The following is an 18,897-nucleotide window of genomic DNA, read 5'->3' as shown; positions in this document are numbered from 1 at the left end:
CTAGCATATCATTGTTATGAATAATATACAGAAAGTCACTTTCCAAAAAGTGTTTTAATTTTTTATGTGAAGATGAAAAAATCCCTCTTGGTAGAGGGATTGGAATAGTCCAGCATTTAACTGCGGAAAGGATCTGGATGCCCTGAATGGACTTTCTCAATGATCTCGCGTTCTTTTGCGGTAAATGTTTTGATAAACGTTGCAGCAGACTTCATAGGCTTCATTGCAGCAAAACCTTCTTGGATAAAATCGTACATAGGTTCAAATTGATATTTGGTTGCAATGCCTTTACACATTTTAAAAGCCGCATACATCATCGTAGAGCGCATATACTTATCTAATGTGAGACCAAGCTCGTCAAGTAATTGTAATTGTTCATAACGTACATCGCCTTGATCGAGTTTGACTAAGGTCTGGCGCATGATTTCATCAGTTAGTGGTGTTTCCAAAGGATAATCTTTGAGTAGTTGTTCTGCGACTTGTTCATCGAGTTGAGTGGCAAGTACAGCAAGACTGACCGATTTTGTTCCTGTTTTAATTGCATTTTCAGGGAGTAAGCTCTCTGCTTTATGTGCATATTTCAACAGGCGTTCGATTTGCTGTGCAATTGCCTCAAAATCAGGACCGCCATACAAACGATTGAGAAAATACTGTGCCATCAGTTGATTTTCAGGCAGAGCAAAAAATTCTTTATGGGTTTCTGCGATGCGTGCTTTCATCCACGCTTGTACTTCATGCAGACGTTGCTTAAGTGCTGTATTTTGGTGGTAATTCAGAGTTTGGTATTGTAATAAAAGATGATCAAATGCAGCGAGTTTTGACATATTCGAACTCAAATAAAATAAAACCAGAAAATCATAGGGCGCATCATAACTGAGAACCATGACAGCATAAACCCTAAATGTCCAACAATCGGTCAATATGTTGATACACGGATTGAGTTCTACAGAAACTGTACAAGGGTTTTGCATGCAGTGAAATAGATTTCATTATACTTATTCTTAATAATGAGCCATTTAGAGCCGAATATGAGTATACAACAACCAAAATTTGAATTACGTGATGAAGATGCGTTGTCTTTAGATTTGATTGAAGCACAATATGCCTTAAAAGATAGCCAAGATAAAAAAAATGCAAAAAGTGTTCTGATTTTAGTAAGTGGGATTGAATTAGCAGGGAAAGGTGAGGCGGTCAAGCAGTTACGTGAGTGGCTTGATCCACGTTACCTGAAAGTCAAGGCGGATGCCCCAAAGCTATTGACAAATAACCAGACATTTTGGCAATCCTATACACGCTTCATTCCTGCCGAAGGGCAGATCGTGGTGATGTTTGGCAACTGGTACAGTGACTTGCTGGCAACAGCAATGCATGTGTCCAAGCCGTTAAATGAGGCGTTGTTTGATGACTATGTTGAGCAAATGCGTGCGTTTGAACATGACCTGCAACACAACCATGTGCATGTGGTTAAGGTCTGGTTTGACCTGTCATGGAAATCATTGCAAAAACGGCTGGACCAGATTGATGCCTCGGAACAGCACTGGCATAAACTGCATGGTCTGGATTGGCGCAATAAGAAACAATACGATACCTTGCAGAACCTGAGCCACAGGTTCACCGATGACTGGTTTATCATTAATGGCGAGGATGAAAAGTACCGCGACCAGTGCTTTGCACAATATGTTTTGCAAACGCTTCAGGAACTTCCTGACCATCAAACTAAAGTCACGGAAAAATGGCAACAAGCACAGATTCCCACAGCACTATTAGAACCTTCAAAACAAAGCTTAGATAAAGATGACTACAAAGAAAAATTGAACAAATTAACCAAAAAAGTAGCTGATGCATTACGTTACAACGAACGAAAAGTGATTGTTGCTTTTGAAGGTATGGATGCTGCAGGTAAAGGGGGAGCGATAAAAAGAATTGTGAAAAAGCTTGATCCGCGTGAATATGAAATTCATAGCATTGGGGCGCCTGAGCGCTATGAATTGCGTCGCCCCTATTTATGGCGGTTTTGGACACGATTGAATGATGGCGGCAAGATTACGATTTTTGATCGGACATGGTATGGGCGTGTACTGGTGGAGCGTGTTGAGGGTTTTGCCTCAGTGGTTGAATGGCAACGTGCCTATGATGAGATTAACCGTTTTGAACAGAACCTTGTGGATAGCCAGACGGTGATTGTCAAAATCTGGCTGGCGATTAGCAAGGATGAACAGGCCGTCCGTTTCAAGGAGCGTGAACAAACCCCACATAAGCGCTTTAAGATTACTGAGGAGGATTGGCGTAACCGTGATAAATGGGATGACTACCTTGAAGCCGCTGCGGATATGTTTGAGCGTACCTCCACCGACTATGCGCCATGGCATGTGATTGCGACGGATGATAAAAATACGGCACGAATCGAAGTTCTAAAAGCGATTTTAAAACAGTTGAAAGTTAAGTAAGACTAAACTTCTGATGAGTTCATGAATATGTGGAAAAAATTGTTAAAAATAGGATTAATTTTAAGCTCCATATTTCTGCTCGCTTTTGTTTTTTTTATTGGATTTTATCTGTACATGATCTATGGAATTCATCCCTCTGATGAGGGCAAGACAAGTATTTCATGTATATGGGAAAATGGAGAATTAACAGCAGAAAGAATAACCATTATTCAAGGCAAAAGAGTGATGACACAAGCTCAGGCTGAAGATTGTGCCGATTTAACACACTCGATGAAATGACTGAATCACTGATAGTCGGCTGATCAGTCATGTTCATGTTTTAAGCTACAATCGTACTACGGCTTTTTTGCTGAATCCGTTTTGCAAGTGTGTAGCAGTCCTGAATATGTGCCTCGGTGATTTTACGCATCATAAAGTAGCCAAGGCTGGCCGCCACCAGTTGCCCACCCAGAGGAATGAATTTAGTCACCTGTTTGGTGGCAATCTTGGTGAAAAAACCATTAAATGTTTTCTTCATTGCGGTACGTGCCACCACAAAACCTGACAACTCGAAGCCACGTTTACGCAGTTCATCCCAGTGAACTTTCTTGGTCTCTGGGTCATAAACGCTAATATGTTCAGGTGCTAGGCCAAAACGTGCATTAATATCAGGAATGATCTGCGTGAGCATGCCTAAATCAACCACCACATCGAAAAATGGAATGGGGACAATGGCCGCGCCAGCAGAGCAGTAGGCGATCTTCTTGGTACGCGCCAGACATTCATCACGGATTTGTTCCAGATTTAAGCCTGGGTCAATTGAATCAGGAATTTTTTCAATTTTCATAAAGTTATACCTAAAGTCTATCTCTTGGTCGTATATTCAAGCGCATTAAATGGTGAATTTCAAAAATTTTTTATTTCATGCTGTGTTTAACGTGACATAGTTCTACAAGCTTGTATAGTGATGATTATCTACTTATTTTTATGTATCAAAATAGTCGTTTATTGATGAGGTTGTATTAACGGATGGGTATTCATGTTATTCAGAGTCAACGTCTTGATGTGTTATTGCAAGGTGTGATGGCATCCATTACTCAACCCAGTGCCTCCCCGTTTCAGGTGTTTAAAACCCAGCATTTTATTGTGCCGAGTCCTGCCCAGGAGCAGTGGCTGACCCAGAAAATTGCTGAACAGCAGGGTATGACTGCGAATTATCAATTCCATCAAAGAATTCGTGGTTTCCAGTGGTATGCCTATCAACAAGTGTTGGAGAATAAAGAACAAGTCCGTAAGGCCAATATTCCGCGTTTGATTTTAAAGTGGCGTATTCATCAAGCTTTACAGCCTTTTATTCAACCCGAACAGAATACTGTTGTGAATGAGCACCCTTTATATTCAATTGTGCAACGGATTTACGACAGCGCCGATCAACTGCAACAAGGCACTGAAAAACAACTAAAAAAACAAAGTATGCTGTATTGGGTGGCGGAGCAAGTTTCGCAGCTGTTTAATAACTACATGATTTATCGCGGTCATTGTCAACAGGGATGTACGGGCGTTTGCCGTTGTGCTGGCAACTGGCTGGCGGCATGGGGGCAAGATCATCCGCTGGATATTGAACGGCTAATCTCGCAAACTGACCAGCAGGTGTCTGCATTTAGCCTCAACCAAACCCAGCAACTAGAAGCTTGGCAGCGCTGGCTATGGCAAAACTATTTTCATGCCGACTTTGAGGAGATGCAAAGTATTGATGCCGATTTCTGGCAGGTTCTGGACAATCCACAGACCCGCCAGCGTGCATTGTCACAGCTTCCAAATCAGGTGATTGTGTTTACCCTGCTGGACTTGCCACCCAGCCAACTACAATTCCTGCGCCGTCTGGGGCAGTATCTGGATGTGTTGATCCTGCACTACAACCCCTCGCAGGAATATTGGGCGGACAGTGTCGATCCACTGTGGAAACAGCGTTATGATTTGGGTGTTAAGGAACGTTTTATTGCCAAAAATCCTAATGCGAGTGATGCGGAAATCCAGAACTTTTTTGAGCAATTTAATTTAGAATTTAATGCCTTAAGTCGTGAATCACGACATCCCTTACTGACACGTTTGGGCAAACAGGCACGTGATCATTTCTCTTTATTGTCACAACTTGCAGGAGGGGAAGAAGGAATTTGGGAAGATCTCTTTGTTGATTATTTTCCAGAAACCTTACTGGGTAAAGTCCAGTCCGATATTTTTTATCTGGCTGAACCTAAAGCGGAACAATATGAGCTTGCACCCGAGGATGATTCGATTCAGGTGCATGTCTGCCATTCCAGTTTGCGCCAGCTTGAGGTACTCAAGGAGCAGTTGACCCATTGGTTATCGCAGCCAGATTCCGTTGCTCGTCGTCCCAGTGATGTGCTGGTGCTTGCACCCAATCTGGCTGAGCTTGAGCCTTTGATTCGTAGTGTATTCCCTGCTGTTCCCAATGAGCATGAAGTGTTTCTGCCCGTCAAGATTGCAGGCGTGGCTTCACTGGATGCCCTGAATGCATGGCGTGCGGTGCTGGGGCGTTTGCAGCTTACACAGGGACGCTTTGCCCATGATGATTTTGCCGACTGGCTCAATCTGTCTGCAACACAGCAGCGTTATGGTCTGGACTATACCCAGGCACAACGGATGCTGGCCTTGTTAAGTGATGCAGGCTTTAAGCGTGGTCTGGACGCTGAACATTTAAAACAGAGCCTGAGTGCCGATGATCAGGACTATCGCTATAGCTTTAAATTTGCCCTGGATCGTCTGGCATTGGGAATTGCTGTGCCAGCGCATGTGTTGGTGCAGGATATACTGAGCTATGCACAGGTGCAGCCAGATGATTTTGAGCTGATTGGAATCTTGATCCAGATTTATCAGGATTTATCTATCCGACGCAATTGGCTGATTGCGCATGAGTTGGGGCAGCAGTCACCTGTTGAGGACTGGCTGAAAAAGCTCAAGGATGATATTCAGGAGTTTGAGCAAGCCGATATTGTTGCCCTAAAGGCCGTGCGTGAGATTGTGCAAAAGCAGGAGCGTATGCTGACTCTGGCGAGTTATTATGATGATGCTGAAACCCATTTGCGCCAGATTACTCTGCCGTTGCCGTATATCATTGAGGAAATTCAACGGACGCTGCAAAGCCAGTCAGCACAGGTTGAGCCAACAGGGCAAATCACCTTTAGCCAGATTGGACAGATTCGCCCGATTCCTTATCGTCTGATTGTGCTGCTTAATCTGGATACAGGCAAGTTTCCCAATCGGGATGCGCATATTCCCTTTGACTTAATGGATGCATTACGTCAGCAATTGGGAGATCGTTCTCGTCTGGAAGATGATCAGGGGGCCTTTCTGGATGCGGTGCTTTTGGCTGAGGAGCAATTGTGGCTGTTTTATAATGGTTTTGATGTCAATGATGGGGAAGTGCGTGAACCCTCCAGTATTTTGCAGGCCTTTCGCGATCATTTGGCGTTGATTGTAAAACCGACTAGCAGTGAAGATAGGCCTCCTTTATCAGAAGCGGATTTAGCTGGATTGGAGGCATTACAAATCCCACCACAGCTTTATCCGCTGTATCATTTACATCGTCTACAACCATTCGATCCACTCGGCTTTGTTTCGGATCGACCTGTGCGCTTCCAAGATCAATGGTTTAAGGTCGCTTCACAGATTCAGCAGGTCAAAGGAGAGCGGCAGGCATGGGTGAATACCCGTTATCCTGTTGAACATGATGAGATGCTGATTCTAAATAGCCAGCAATGGATTCAGGATGTGGCGTTCCCAGCACGTTTGTATTTAAAAACCCTAGGCGTGGAAAATTTAACGGCAACCGAACTGGTGGATCAAACTGAACCGTTATTGCTGGATGGTTTGGGGAAATATGCTATTCGCCATTTTCTACAGCAGCAGGATGAGCAGACCTCGGCTGGCATCTTGCAGGATCAACTCCCTGTTGGAAAGGTACAGCACAGTGCATGGCAGCAAAGCCGCTTAGAGCAACAGCGCTTGCTTGAACGTTTACAGCAGTATGCGGCAGCCCCGACACTCACCACACAACGGGTCTGGCGTATCTCAAAACAACTACAAATGGTTTGTGTCACGCCAAAACAGAATGTACAGGACTGGGTTAGTCTGGAAGCGTCGAGTGCGCGGGCCAAACGTTTTGTTAAGGTCTGGCTGGAGTATTTGTTGTGGCTGGCCGTGCTGAACGATGACTCCGCTACAGAAAAACGCCGTATCGTGGTGTTTAGTGATCAGACTGTGATTTGTGAGGGACTGGGTTCTGAACAGGCGAAACACTATTTAAAGCACTGGTTGCAACTATGGCAAGAGGCGCAGCAACAGCCTGTGGTGTTACCCGCAGCCTTAATCTTAAAGCCAATCGAGAAAGGCAAGTCCTATGAATGGGTTGAGCAGGAGTCTCGATGGGTTCTGGTTGAAGACAGCCAAAAACAGGTTTTAAAAGATTGGAATGATACAGGTGATTTTTCTGGTTTTGATATGGCTCAAAATGAAGCGTGTAAATTGCATCGTGATTGGCAGTTTCTTTTGCAGGAACAGGATGCAACCGCATTGTTACACTATGCCTGTGATCATTATTCCCATGTCTTATACCAGCCTATTTTTGAATTTTTACGTGTGGAGTAAGACATGAACTCAAAATATCCAGTGTCTTATGAACCCATTCAGGATATTCAGTTTGAGGGGCTGCACCTGATTGAGGCCTCGGCTGGAACAGGTAAAACCTATACCCTGTCCAGTTTGATGGTACGGATTTTTCTGGAAAAATACCTACCGAATCAGGTCATTGCCACCACGTTTACCCGTGCTGCCGCCGCCGAGCTAAAAAGCCGTATCCGTTTGCGTCTGGTGGAGATTCAGCAGTATCTGGAACCGTTACGCAGCGTACTGGAAGCTGATATTCACATGCAGGCGGAGCAGGAAACCGATCCGCTGAAACAGCATGTGTTAAAAACCTTTGCGCCACGTATCGCCTATGCCTGTGAACGGCTAAAACTGGTGATTGACCAACTGGACGAGCTGTTTGTCGGGACACTGGACAGCTTTAGCCAGAAGTTGTTGCGCGAGTTTGCCTTTGAAAGTGGCAAGATTGAACGTGCCCAAATCACTGAGGATGCCAAGAGCTATACCCGTCAACTGATTCATGATGTGTTACGGGAATGGATTCAGTCGCAGCCACAACAGGTGATTGATTTTTTATATATGAGTCAGCAACTAAAGAGCGTAGATCAGTATATTAAAGTGGTTGAAGAAAGTTTGAATTTTAGTTCAGCACATTTGAAACAAGTAGATTTACCTGTATTTAGCACAGTTGAGTTTGAATCATGCTTGCATCAGTTCGCAGCAACTTCATCACAATACTTACAAGAGTTACAGGATTATTATCTACTCGATGGTGCATATTATAAGTTTATTAATAAAAATGCTTTTGCAAAAGATCGTTTTCATTTCATTTTTCAAACAGGCTTAGTTCGGCTGGCTCAGCAAATTCAAGAGCAGGGCATAAATATCTATTTTGATCAAAACGCGTTCAAAGACGTCGATGTTTTATTTTTAGATTCTAAAGGACGAGCTCGAAGCAGTATTTTTAATAAATGTGATCAAAGTATTCAGGACTGTTTTTACCAGCATCCTTTGATTCAGTTATTAAAAGATATTTGGGAGATGAAACTTAAAATTCAAAATGATTTAGATCAATTCAATACCTATTTACAGTTTCATCTTTGTCAGCAAGTCAAAAAGCGTTTGCCTCAAGTGTTGCAACAAAAAGGTGAAACCACTTTTGCCCAGCAGATCAAAACCCTGTCAGATGCCTTAAAGGGCGAACAGGGACAACATTTTGCGGTATTTGTACAGGCACGTTATCCATTGATTCTGGTGGATGAGTTTCAGGATACCAATCAAGATCAGGATGATATGCTGGCGAGCATCTGGCGGCATCCACAGCGCTACCAAAAAGGTTGCATGATTATGGTGGGTGATCGTAAACAGGCGATTTATGGCTTCCGTGGCGGCGACATGCTGACATTCCTGAATGCCTATCAGGATATTATGGCGAAGCAGGGGCGTGAATATAAACTGATTCATAACCACCGTTCGGTCAAAGAACTGGTTGAAGTGGTTGATGTGCTGTTTCAGCGGCAAATGGATTTTGGCGAGCAGGTGATCTATCACCCAATTCAGGCTGGTTCACGTCCACATCCTGCCCTGATTGACAAGGAACAGTTCAATCCAGCACCGTTGCGCTGGCTGCAACTGCAAGAGGGCAATGAGCAAGCGACTCAAGTGGCCTGGAAAATTCAAAGCTTATTGAATCAGGCGCATTTGCAGCAGCTATGCCTGGATGGTGAGATACGCAAAGCCATTTGTGAAGATGATATTGCGGTGCTTTCCCGTAGCCACCGACAACTGGACGAGGTTCAATATGCACTGGAATACTTGGGAATTCGTGTGAATCGTCCCTCAAAGCGCAGTGTGTTTGACTCAAAGATTGCACAGGATATAGGCGCTTTACTCACGGCCTTGCTGCACCCCTATGATGAAGCCAAGCTCAAACGGGCTTTACTCAGTCGATTATTTGGATTTGATCTGGCTCGATTATTGGCCTTAGAACAAAGTCCAGAGGGCTTGAGCCATTATATCCAGCAATTCGATGACATCCGTGAGATGTGGCTGAATCAGGGATTTCTGGTGGCATGGCAACGTTGTCTGAATCAGTTTGGTATCTGGCAGCAACTGGTTGCAACGCAAAGTAAAGACAATGAACGGGCAGTGGTCAATCTGCGCCATCTCACTGATATCCTGAGTCAGCACAGCGAGCATGTGCAGGGGGCACAAAACCTCTATCACTGGTATTTAAAGCAGCTCAATTCACCAAGTGACCGTGAATGGGAGCTGGAACATAAGCTTTCCAGTGAAGCTGGGGTGCAGTTAATGACTATCCACCAGTCCAAGGGTTTGGAATTTAAAATCGTCTTTTTACTTGGAGCAAATAAAGCAGCACCAGACTCAAAAAAAGAGGCTTTAAATTTTTCAACCACGGAAATCCAGTTACCAGAAACAGGGCAGACCCGAACGCAACGCGTGGTGGCGATTGCGGATAAAAACTTTCTGCAACAGAATGAGCTGGATCAGCACCAGCAACGGGCGCAGGCTGAGCAGAACCGTTTGTGGTATGTGGCGCTGACTCGTGCCAGTCATCGGGTCTATGCGGTGTTTGAACCTGAAAAGGGAGATAAGAACAAACTTTCAGGATTGGCATTCTGGAAGAATCGGGGTGAGGCATTCCAGCATCCACACTGTTTGGATGAAGCTCTGGTTTTGGAACGACCACAGGCTTTGCACCGCCAGCAACAGACCCAACAAAGAATCCCACTTTCTGCTCAGCCTTTACCTATGCAGCGTTTTTATGCACGAGGCAAGACCAGCTTCAGTTATCTGGCACAGCATTTAAGACACAAGGCCAGTCATGCGGATCGTCTGGCCAATATTGAGCAGAACTTTGATCAGGCTGAAGATGAGCTAAACGTTATACTGACAGCATTTGCGCCTGTTTCCCAACCAATCGCTTGGATTAAGCAATATTTTCCGAAAGGAACACTGGCTGGAAATTTCCTGCATGAGATTTTTGAGCAGATTGATTTTCAGCGACCTGAAACATGGGTTGAGGAAATCCGCCGCCGTTTTAAGAATACCTATCAAGGCTTATGGTTTGACTTGCTGGATCAATACCAGAATCACTTTCCAGCACGGGAAAATTCAGAGCAGCAACTATACCAATGGATTGCGGTATGGTTGGGTGAGGTATTGGCCACGCCAATGAACGACGGCTTCCAATTAAAACAATTGCTGACAGGACAATATCTGTCGGAATGTCCATTTTATCTGGCCTTGTCGGATCGTGTGCTGGCCATGCAGCGCGTACAGCAACTGTTCACAGAATATGGCATCAGCATGCCTGAATTACTGGAGGCGAAATCTGCCCGCTACCTGAATGGCTCTATTGACTTGGTCTATTTTGACGGTCAGCGTTATCACATTGCTGATTATAAAAGTAACTATCTGGGCGCTGAACAGGCAGATTACCAGCCTAGCCAAATTGCAGATAGTATGTCGCTGTCGAGCTACTGGTTACAGGCGGCCTTGTATCTGGTGGCACTACACCGTTATCTGAGCGTGAAACTACAGAATTATCAGATTGAGCAGCATCTGGGTGGAGCATCCTATCTGTATTTGCGTGGCATGAATGGACAGGCGCAGCAGGGCTATATGTACTGGAAACCTGCTGATGAATTTATCTTGCGTCTGGATGCTATCCTCGGATATTTCTCTGAGGATAAAATGGCCAAACCAATGTGGATAAAAGTAAAGAATTTAGATTAAACAGTAGCTTATCATGTGGATAAGCATGTTTATAACCTTGTGGACAAGCGTGTGGGTAAGTTTGAGGATAACTCTGTGGACAAACAAGAAAATAATCAGTCAGCAACCGTAGGCTGGCTTGAGATGTGGAGTAGCTATCTCACACAGGCACCATTTTCCCAATCAGCTCATGCAGTTAGTGCAGCGCAAATCCTACAGCAACTGATTGAGGCCAGCCTGCAAGGCGACAGTTGTATTGAGGCAAATCCAGCACAGCTTGAGGCACTGGCCGATCTGGTGGTTTGCAGCGATGTTGCAGGCACTCAGGTTGCCCCATGCGTCCACGATCAGCAGGGCTTGGCATTATACCGATATTGGCAACTGGAACAACGCCTAGCTGATCAGATTTGTCGATTAAAGCGACAAACGATTCAGTTGCTCGATTCAGCACCTTATCAGCACTTGCTCAGCGATGAACATCAGCAGGCCGCCCTTAAAATGGTGATGCAGCAATGGCTGAGTATCATTACAGGGGGGCCAGGAACAGGCAAAACCTATACGCTGGCCCGTATTATCGCGGTACTGAACCAGATGATTCCTGACCTGCGCATTGCGATGGCGGCACCCACAGGTAAGGCAGCCCAGCGTATGCAGGAGGCCTTGCAGCATTCATTGAATGACCCCAAGCTGCTTGAGTCGGGATTGGTCACCGATGAACTGCGCCACCAAAGCACCCAGACCCTGCACCGTTTGCTGGGTATAGGCAATCGGCAGATCCCACGTTTTCATCAAAAGCAGCCTTTGCCCTATGATGTGATAGTGGTGGATGAAGCCTCCATGCTGGACTTGAATCTGGCAACCCTGTTGTTTGAGGCGGTGCCTGAAAACTGCCGCATTATTTTACTGGGTGATGCCAATCAGCTGGCTTCTGTGGATGTGGGTTCTGTACTGGCAGACTTACAGCAGGTGCAGGGCTTGGCTGAAAACCGTGTCTGGTTGCAAAAAAGCCGCCGTTTTGCGGGTGAGGCAAAAATTGGACAGTTGGCAAGATTTATTCAGGCCCAGCAGCAGCCAACACAACATGCTCAGGTATTGACCAGACTGGAACAGGAGATTGCTGCACCTAGCAGCTTGCAACCGATTGCATTATCCAAAGACATGTCAGACTTTATTCAACTGGAATATTTGCCCAAGTATGGTGAGTTCGAAATTGAACCCTATCAACAAAAGCTGATGTATGGGTTTCAGGGCTATGTTGAGGCACTGCAACACTATGTGCAGGGCGATGAACCAGAACCGTATATCCAGCAGGTGATACACGCATTTGATGATTACCGAATTTTAACCGCCGTTCGACATGGGCAACTGGGATTGCAGCAACTGAACCGTTATGCTGAACAGTGGCTCAATCAGCAGCTTAAACAGATTGCGGTGGGCGACTGGTATGTGGGCCGTCCCGTGATGATGACCTACAACGACTATCAGCTTGGAATCTCCAATGGAGACATTGGCATTTGTTTTAAACATAGAAGCCAATCTCAGCAGTTTGAGGTGTATTTTCCAAGTCTGGATAAATGGATTGCTGCACACCGCTTACCTCGTAACATGCAAACTGCATTTGCGCTCACCATTCACAAATCACAGGGCTCTGAATTTACCCATACCGCGATTGTTCTGGATGCCCCCGCAGAGAAGTTACTGAGTCAGGAACTGATTTATACCGCAGTGACGCGCGCAAAAAAAGTGGTCAGTATTCTGGCCGATTCAGGCACCTTGCAACAGGCGCTTACAATTCGAACAGTTCGCCGTAGTGGTTTAGTACAAAAGATCAATTTTGCTGGATTATAAAGTTATTCTTTAAAATTCACCGTTTTGTAAGAAAAAGCTTACAAGGATTCGAGATATTGTCGCTAGAGCAAGCCGAATGTTTTTGAGATTATGGAAACACAACGAGTCTGGCACGGAAAGCTAGATAAATCGCAAAACGATAATAAGAAAGTCTGAAAGACAGCGAACTTACAGTGAGGTAAGTGATAAAAGAGGAAACTTACAGCCGCTAAGCCTTGTAGTTTTGGGAGAGACTACAGGGCTTTTTTATTTTTATCCATATTAAATGAATAAAATCATGATAAATATTGGTTTTATTTTAACCAGTATTGTTTAAACTCTACTTGTTCAAGCATTGCGTCAGATCGGTTGCATGTCTTGTCCATGCACATTTATCTAGTGAAAAATAACGGCAACATCTAAAAGCTAAGATATCGTTGTTTGACAATTTTTCTGGATTATTCAGTTAAATTTTATAAAGAACCGTACGTTTTTGCTTACAAAGAGATGAGAGAAATCCTATTTTTCTTCATAATTAATTTCGACAGAATGGTAAGTACAGAGGAAAGAAGATATCACCAAAGGAAACGTAAAAATCATAAGATTGTGGTAAGCGTTCAGAGGGTCTGAATGAAAAATAACAAGCAATAAAAATAAATCAAAACCAGAATAATAAAAACTACGCGCAAAGGCTCAGGTGAAAATCTGGGCTTTTTTGTGCGTAGCTGTTCTTCAACTGATTAAACCAGATCATTTTCACTACGGTCAGTGGCAAATAATGAGCGGCGCTGGTTTTTTGGGATTTTTGGACAGTTACTTGAGATTTGGTACAACATTTTTGTCAGCGCAGGCAAGTGGGTACCGACTACAGATTTTCCTGTGGTGAGTAATGACACACTGATATCACGCTCTGGATCGGCCCAGCATAAAATATTGGAGAAGCCAATATGTCCAAAAGCCTGTCCTGTCATTGGCCCAAACAGACCGACAGGGTTGCTGCCCAGCATTGGGCCAAGTGCATAACGCATTGGCGCAAGTAAACTACGGTCGATACTGACGCCCGAGGTCGGCAAGGTCGAACGGAAAACGGTTTTGGCACTCATGATCTGTTTGCCCTGATATTCACCACCACTGAGCAACATTTCAAAAAAACGTCCTGACTGCTCTGCACTGGTGTAGATGTTGCCAGCAGGGCAGATGATGTCCATGAAACGTGTGTCATTGGTAATGTCCACAGCGGTTTGTAGCCCAGCACCCAGCACATGCTTTAAATAACGATCCGTACCTAAACCTGGATGCATGCCAGTGGCGTAGTTCATTGCCACATCTGCGCGGTACTCTGGTTTTAGGCCATAGTTGAAATAATCCAGACCCATTGGCTTTTCAATATGTTCAGCCAGATATTCACGCACGCTTTGTCCTGTGACACGCTTGATCACCTCACCCAGAATATAGCCTGCGGTCACGGCATGATAGGCAAGATGCGTACCTGATGGTGAAACTGGCTTGGCCGCGCACAGGCGTTTTAGAATCTCTTTCTCATCAAACAGCAATTCAGGGGTGATCTCACCGTCGATCCGTGGAATTCCACCGCGATGTGATAACATATGGAACAGGGTCGCACGCCGTTTGCCATTGACCCCATATTCAGGAATGTAATAGCTGATTGGATCCAGCAGGTTCAAGTCACCACGCTCATCCAGCATGTGTACCAGCATGGCCGTGACCATTTTAGAGGCTGAGAACAGGCAAACGGGGGTGTCTGGTGTGCCGATCTTGGCATCCGCCCCCAGACCATCGGGAGTGTTGCCCTGAGCGTAGCCAATGCTACGGTTCAGCAGGATTTGTCCCTGACGGCGTAGACATAAGGTAATTAAAGGATAGTTCCCTGTTTTATACAGGCATTCAACACTATCCCAAATCTTCTGGACCTGCTTTTCCGTCAAGCCGCCCAATTCAGCCGCGACTTCATCTTTGGAACGAATGACTTGATTGAGGTCATCTGGCACATAACAGGTATTGGTGGATAAGATTTTCACGATTCCCTCGCTAATTTTTCGTTTTCTTTCATTTCTGTTATAAACTGAAAACAGAATTGATAAATAGTTTGCCTGTTTTTCTGACAATTGTCATTGTCCCAATGATGAAATAAAAACATTTTTGCAATATAGCCATAGATCACTTAAAATAGGCGAATTGCTGTAGTGATGCACGGCAATCAGTTGCTTGCAACTGATCATTATCATTTTATTTTTTAAGCATCTCGGAGAAATCGAATGGCTTTAACTAACGCAGATCGCGCAGAGATCATCGCTAAATTTGCTCGTGCTGAAAACGACACAGGTTCACCAGAAGTACAGGTTGCTTTGTTGACTGCTCAAATCAATGATTTGCAAGGTCACTTTAAAGAGCACAAACATGACCACCACAGCCGTCGTGGTTTGATTCGTATGGTAAACCAGCGTCGTAAACTACTTGACTATTTAAATGGTAAAGATCACGGTCGTTATGTTGCTTTGATCGGCGCATTAGGTTTACGTCGTTAATTCGATTTGACTTTATTTTCGGTATTTCGCATGTTGCAATGCCTTAACGCTGAAAACGAAGTTTCGCCTGATTTAAGTTAGGCGATTTTTAGAAGGGGCGCATGTTCGCTCCTTCTTTGTGTTTAAATTTATTTAAAAATTTTGATCTGGTGCGATGGCTTCTAAGCTTTGTCATTTATCCACACGCCAGTTGTGGTCTGAATGCCAAACCTTAGGGGTCTCACTAGAATAACTTTTTAAAAGACATCAGGAAAATATAATACATGTCAATGTTTAATATCGTTCGTAAAGAATTCCAATTTGGTCAACACCAAGTTGTTTTAGAAACGGGTCGTGTTGCACGTCAAGCAAATACAGTTTTAATCACCATGGGTGGTGTAACTGTGCTTGTTGCGGTTGTGGCTCAGCCAAAAGCAAAAGCGGGTCAAGACTTTTTCCCGTTAACTGTGAATTATCAAGAAAAACAATATGCGGCGGGTCGTATCCCTGGTGGTTATGGCAAGCGTGAAGGCCGTGCTTCTGAAGCAGAGACTTTAATTTCTCGTTTGATTGACCGTCCAATTCGTCCGTTGTTCCCAGAAGGTTATTTCAACGAAATCCAGGTCACAGCAACAGTTGTGTCTTCTGACAAAACCATGGATGCTGATATTGCTGCAATGTTGGGTACATCTGCTGCATTGTCGATTGCGGGCACACCTTTCCGTGGTCCAATTGGTGGCGCACGTGTTGGTTTGATCAATGGTGAATATGTTCTTAACCCAACGTTAGAACAACTTGCACAATCTGATCTTGATCTTGTGGTTGCAGGTACAGAGTCAGCAGTGTTAATGGTTGAATCTGAAGCGAAAGAACTTTCAGAAGACCAAATGTTAGGCGCAGTACTTTTCGGTCATGACGAAATGCAAATTGCTGTACAAGCAATCAAAGAATTTGCTGCAGCTGTTGGTGCGAAAGAATCAGAGTGGGTTGCTCCAACTAAAAATGAAGCGCTTCTTGAGCAATTAAAAGCAGCTTTCGAAGCGAAAATCTCTGAAGCATATACCATTGCGGTAAAACAAGACCGTTATGCAGCTTTGGATGCGTTGTATGCAGAAGCTGTAGCTCAGTTCGTTCCAGAAAATGACGAAACTGGTATCGCTGATGAAGTAAACGAATTATTCGAAGACCTTAAATACCGTACAGTACGTGACAACATCTTGTCTGGCAAGCCACGTATTGATGGTCGTGATACAAAAACTGTTCGTGCTATCGACGTTCAGGTTGGCGTGCTGGGCCGTGCCCATGGTTCAGCATTGTTTACCCGTGGCGAAACTCAGGCACTTGTGACTGCAACTCTGGGTAACACACGTGATGCGTTGATGGTTGATACCTTGGCTGGTACCAAAACTGACAACTTCATGTTGCATTATAACTTTCCTGCATACTCTGTAGGTGAAACAGGTCGTGAATCTGGTCCTAAACGCCGTGAAATCGGTCATGGCCGTTTGGCGCGTCGTGGTGTACAGGCGGTACTTCCTCCAGTTGACCGTTTCCCGTATGTGTTACGTGTGGTTTCAGACATTACTGAATCAAATGGTTCATCTTCTATGGCGTCTGTATGTGGTGCTTCGCTTGCACTGATGGATGCGGGTGTTCCGCTTAAAGCACCAGTTGCGGGTATCGCAATGGGCTTAGTGAAAGAAGGTGAGCGTTTTGCAGTACTTTCAGATATCTTAGGTGACGAAGACCATCTGGGTGATATGGACTTTAAAGTAGCAGGTTCTGCAAACGGTATTACTGCGCTTCAAATGGACATCAAGATCGAAGGTATTACTGAAGAGATCATGGAAGTTGCATTAAACCAAGCTTTTGCTGGTCGTATGCATATCCTGAATGAAATGAATAAAGTCATTTCACGTGCTCGTCCTGAAATTTCAATGCATGCTCCTACTTTTGAAGTGATCAGCATTAACCCAGACAAGATTCGTGATGTCATTGGTAAAGGTGGTGCTACCATTCGTGCCATTACAGAAGAGACTAAAGCTGCGATTGATATCGAAGACAATGGTACAGTTCGTGTATTTGGTGAAACTAAAGCTGCTGCTCGTGCTGCGATTGCAAAAATCCAAGCACTGACTGCTGAAGTTGAGCCAGGCACAATCTATACAGGTAAAGTGATTCGTATCGTTGAATTTGGTGCATTCGTGAATATCTTGCCAGGTACGGACGGTTTGCTTCACATTTCGCAAATTTCAAATGAACGTATTGCCAACGTGACTGACGTGTTAAAAGAAGGTCAGGAACTTAAGGTTCAGGTTGCCGATGTTGATAACCGTGGTCGTATCAAGTTGACCATGAAAGACATCGAACAAGCGTAATCGCTGCAATCGACTGACAAAAAGCCCGCCTTGTGCGGGCTTTTTTATGGCATGATATTCTTGGGATTTAGATGAATATCATGGTTATGCAGCTTTATTATTTTTATCGTCATAACAGTGAAAATACGATTTTTATTAGCGTGGACCAACAAACAGAACATACGCTTGAGTTTTTATGGGTTGATAGTTTGAGACAGGATTTGGTCAACCATACAGAATCCTGGCAGAAGAATGTCTATGAACACACAGGACTGGTTCTGAATGAGTTTCATCTGCGCGACCTACTCAATATTGAACATCCGTGTGCTTTCGACAGTGTTGAGGAATATGACCTGCTGGTGTTCCGCAAACTGATTAGCCCAGACGACCAGATTTATGAAAGTGACAGTCCACTGGAATCCCATGAAAGTGTTTTTGGCCTGGCCACCACACCAGTGAGTTTTATCCTCACGCCGAATGTCCTGGTCAGTTTAAGGGAGCAGGGCAATAAGGCGATGGAAAGCTATATTCAACGTATCCAGACCATTATGGGGCGGGCGATTGAGGAACAAAATAAACCCCGTAAATTACCAAGTACACCTGCTGATTTATCACTTCGTTTATTAAACAGTATGATTGATGGCTACCTCAATCTGCGCACCCCATTAACACGACGTGTTGAATACTGGCAGCAACAGTTATTGCAAGGAAATCGTCGATTTAAACAATGGCATCAGTTGTTTCATGAAGATATGGCATTTCAGCAGATTGAAAACCTGTGTGAGGAACAGATTGAAACCTTGCAAGAGTTTCGGGATGAGCTTGTAGATAATTATCATCATGTGGTCAGTGAACATAAACACAAAACCCAGGACATTCTTCTGGTTCGGCTGAATGACTTGATGAGCCATGTGGAGCGTGTGCAAAAGCATACCTTACGCTTGAGAAACGCCATTCAATCAGCCATTGATTTACACTTTTCGGCTATTGCGAATCAGACCAATGAAAATATGCGGATTTTGGCGATCATCACCGCCGTATTCGCACCCCTGACCTTGCTGACGGGAATTTATGGAATGAACTTTGAGTTTATTCCAGGATTAAAGTCCCCTGTCGGGTTCTGGATCATGCTGGCGGTGATGTTATTAAGCACAGTGCTGTTGCTGTATTATTTCTATCAGCAGCATCTGGTGGGGCGGGGTGAGCGTAGTGTGATTGACCTGCTGGCGCAGCAGCATAAACAACGCAACTTGAACCTGCTCTGGTTTCTGGACTATGAACCGATTAAACAAACCCTCAAAGAGGTTGAGAAAATGACTAAACTAAAATAAAGCGTTTAGTCATATATAAAGATGTTGC

11 protein-coding genes are annotated in these 18,897 nt (G+C 44.4%); 8 read left to right on the top strand and 3 right to left on the bottom strand.

Annotated elements, in window-relative coordinates:
- Window positions 1-116 precede the first annotated feature (116 nt).
- A complete protein-coding gene (locus F973_RS13145; protein ID WP_010589489.1) occupies window positions 117-824 on the bottom strand; it encodes a DUF8198 family protein in 708 nt (235 codons plus the stop codon).
- Between the two features lie 204 nt (window positions 825-1,028).
- Here F973_RS13145 and F973_RS13140 point away from each other — a divergent pair, with 204 nt between their 5' ends.
- Entirely contained in the window at window positions 1,029-2,447 is a 1,419-nt protein-coding gene (locus F973_RS13140; RefSeq protein ID WP_004762252.1) for a polyphosphate:AMP phosphotransferase, read from the top strand.
- A gap of 21 nt (window positions 2,448-2,468) precedes the next feature.
- Window positions 2,469-2,726, top strand: a complete 258-nt coding sequence (locus tag F973_RS13135; protein ID WP_228127465.1) for a hypothetical protein — start codon at window positions 2,469-2,471, stop codon at window positions 2,724-2,726.
- Between the two features lie 40 nt (window positions 2,727-2,766).
- On the opposite strand, the gene F973_RS13130 is transcribed toward F973_RS13135, so the two are convergent.
- Entirely contained in the window at window positions 2,767-3,273 is a 507-nt protein-coding gene (locus F973_RS13130) for a hypothetical protein (protein WP_004762249.1), read from the bottom strand.
- Window positions 3,274-3,455: 182 nt separating this feature from the next.
- Between F973_RS13130 and F973_RS13125 the strand changes: the two genes are divergently transcribed.
- From F973_RS13125 to recD, 3 genes are all read left to right on the top strand, one after another.
- Window positions 3,456-7,094 carry an exodeoxyribonuclease V subunit gamma gene (locus F973_RS13125; RefSeq protein ID WP_004762247.1) on the top strand — a complete coding sequence of 1,213 codons (3,639 nt, stop codon included), beginning with the start codon at window positions 3,456-3,458 and terminating at the stop codon, window positions 7,092-7,094.
- A 3-nt stretch (window positions 7,095-7,097) separates the two neighbouring features.
- Window positions 7,098-10,850, top strand: coding sequence for a UvrD-helicase domain-containing protein (locus F973_RS13120; RefSeq protein ID WP_004762246.1), 3,753 nt, complete (start codon window positions 7,098-7,100; stop codon window positions 10,848-10,850).
- A 123-nt stretch (window positions 10,851-10,973) separates the two neighbouring features.
- Window positions 10,974-12,677: an exodeoxyribonuclease V subunit alpha gene (gene recD, locus F973_RS13115; RefSeq protein WP_416201899.1), complete on the top strand. Its 1,704-nt coding sequence runs from the start codon at window positions 10,974-10,976 to the stop codon at window positions 12,675-12,677.
- Between the two features lie 719 nt (window positions 12,678-13,396).
- Here the strand turns inward: recD and F973_RS13110 are convergent.
- A complete protein-coding gene (locus tag F973_RS13110; protein ID WP_004762243.1) occupies window positions 13,397-14,695 on the bottom strand; it encodes a serine hydrolase domain-containing protein in 1,299 nt (432 codons plus the stop codon).
- Window positions 14,696-14,932: 237 nt separating this feature from the next.
- On the opposite strand from F973_RS13110, the gene rpsO reads away from it, so the two are divergent.
- The 3 genes from rpsO to F973_RS13095 all read left to right on the top strand — a co-directional run bounded on the left by rpsO (window position 14,933) and on the right by F973_RS13095 (window position 18,869).
- Window positions 14,933-15,202, top strand: coding sequence for a 30S ribosomal protein S15 (gene rpsO / locus F973_RS13105; RefSeq protein WP_004637724.1), 270 nt, complete (start codon window positions 14,933-14,935; stop codon window positions 15,200-15,202).
- Window positions 15,203-15,471: 269 nt separating this feature from the next.
- Window positions 15,472-17,559: a polyribonucleotide nucleotidyltransferase gene (gene pnp, locus F973_RS13100; protein ID WP_171062367.1), complete on the top strand. Its 2,088-nt coding sequence runs from the start codon at window positions 15,472-15,474 to the stop codon at window positions 17,557-17,559.
- Window positions 17,560-17,645: 86 nt separating this feature from the next.
- Complete coding sequence (locus F973_RS13095) at window positions 17,646-18,869, top strand: magnesium transporter CorA family protein (protein WP_034431284.1); 1,224 nt, start codon at window positions 17,646-17,648, stop codon at window positions 18,867-18,869.
- Window positions 18,870-18,897 lie beyond the last annotated feature (28 nt).

The organism is Acinetobacter sp. CIP 102129 (assembly GCF_000368305.1).
In the GTDB taxonomy this organism is placed as follows: domain Bacteria; phylum Pseudomonadota; class Gammaproteobacteria; order Pseudomonadales; family Moraxellaceae; genus Acinetobacter; species Acinetobacter parvus.
This window is presented reverse-complemented; position numbering and strand designations above follow the sequence as displayed.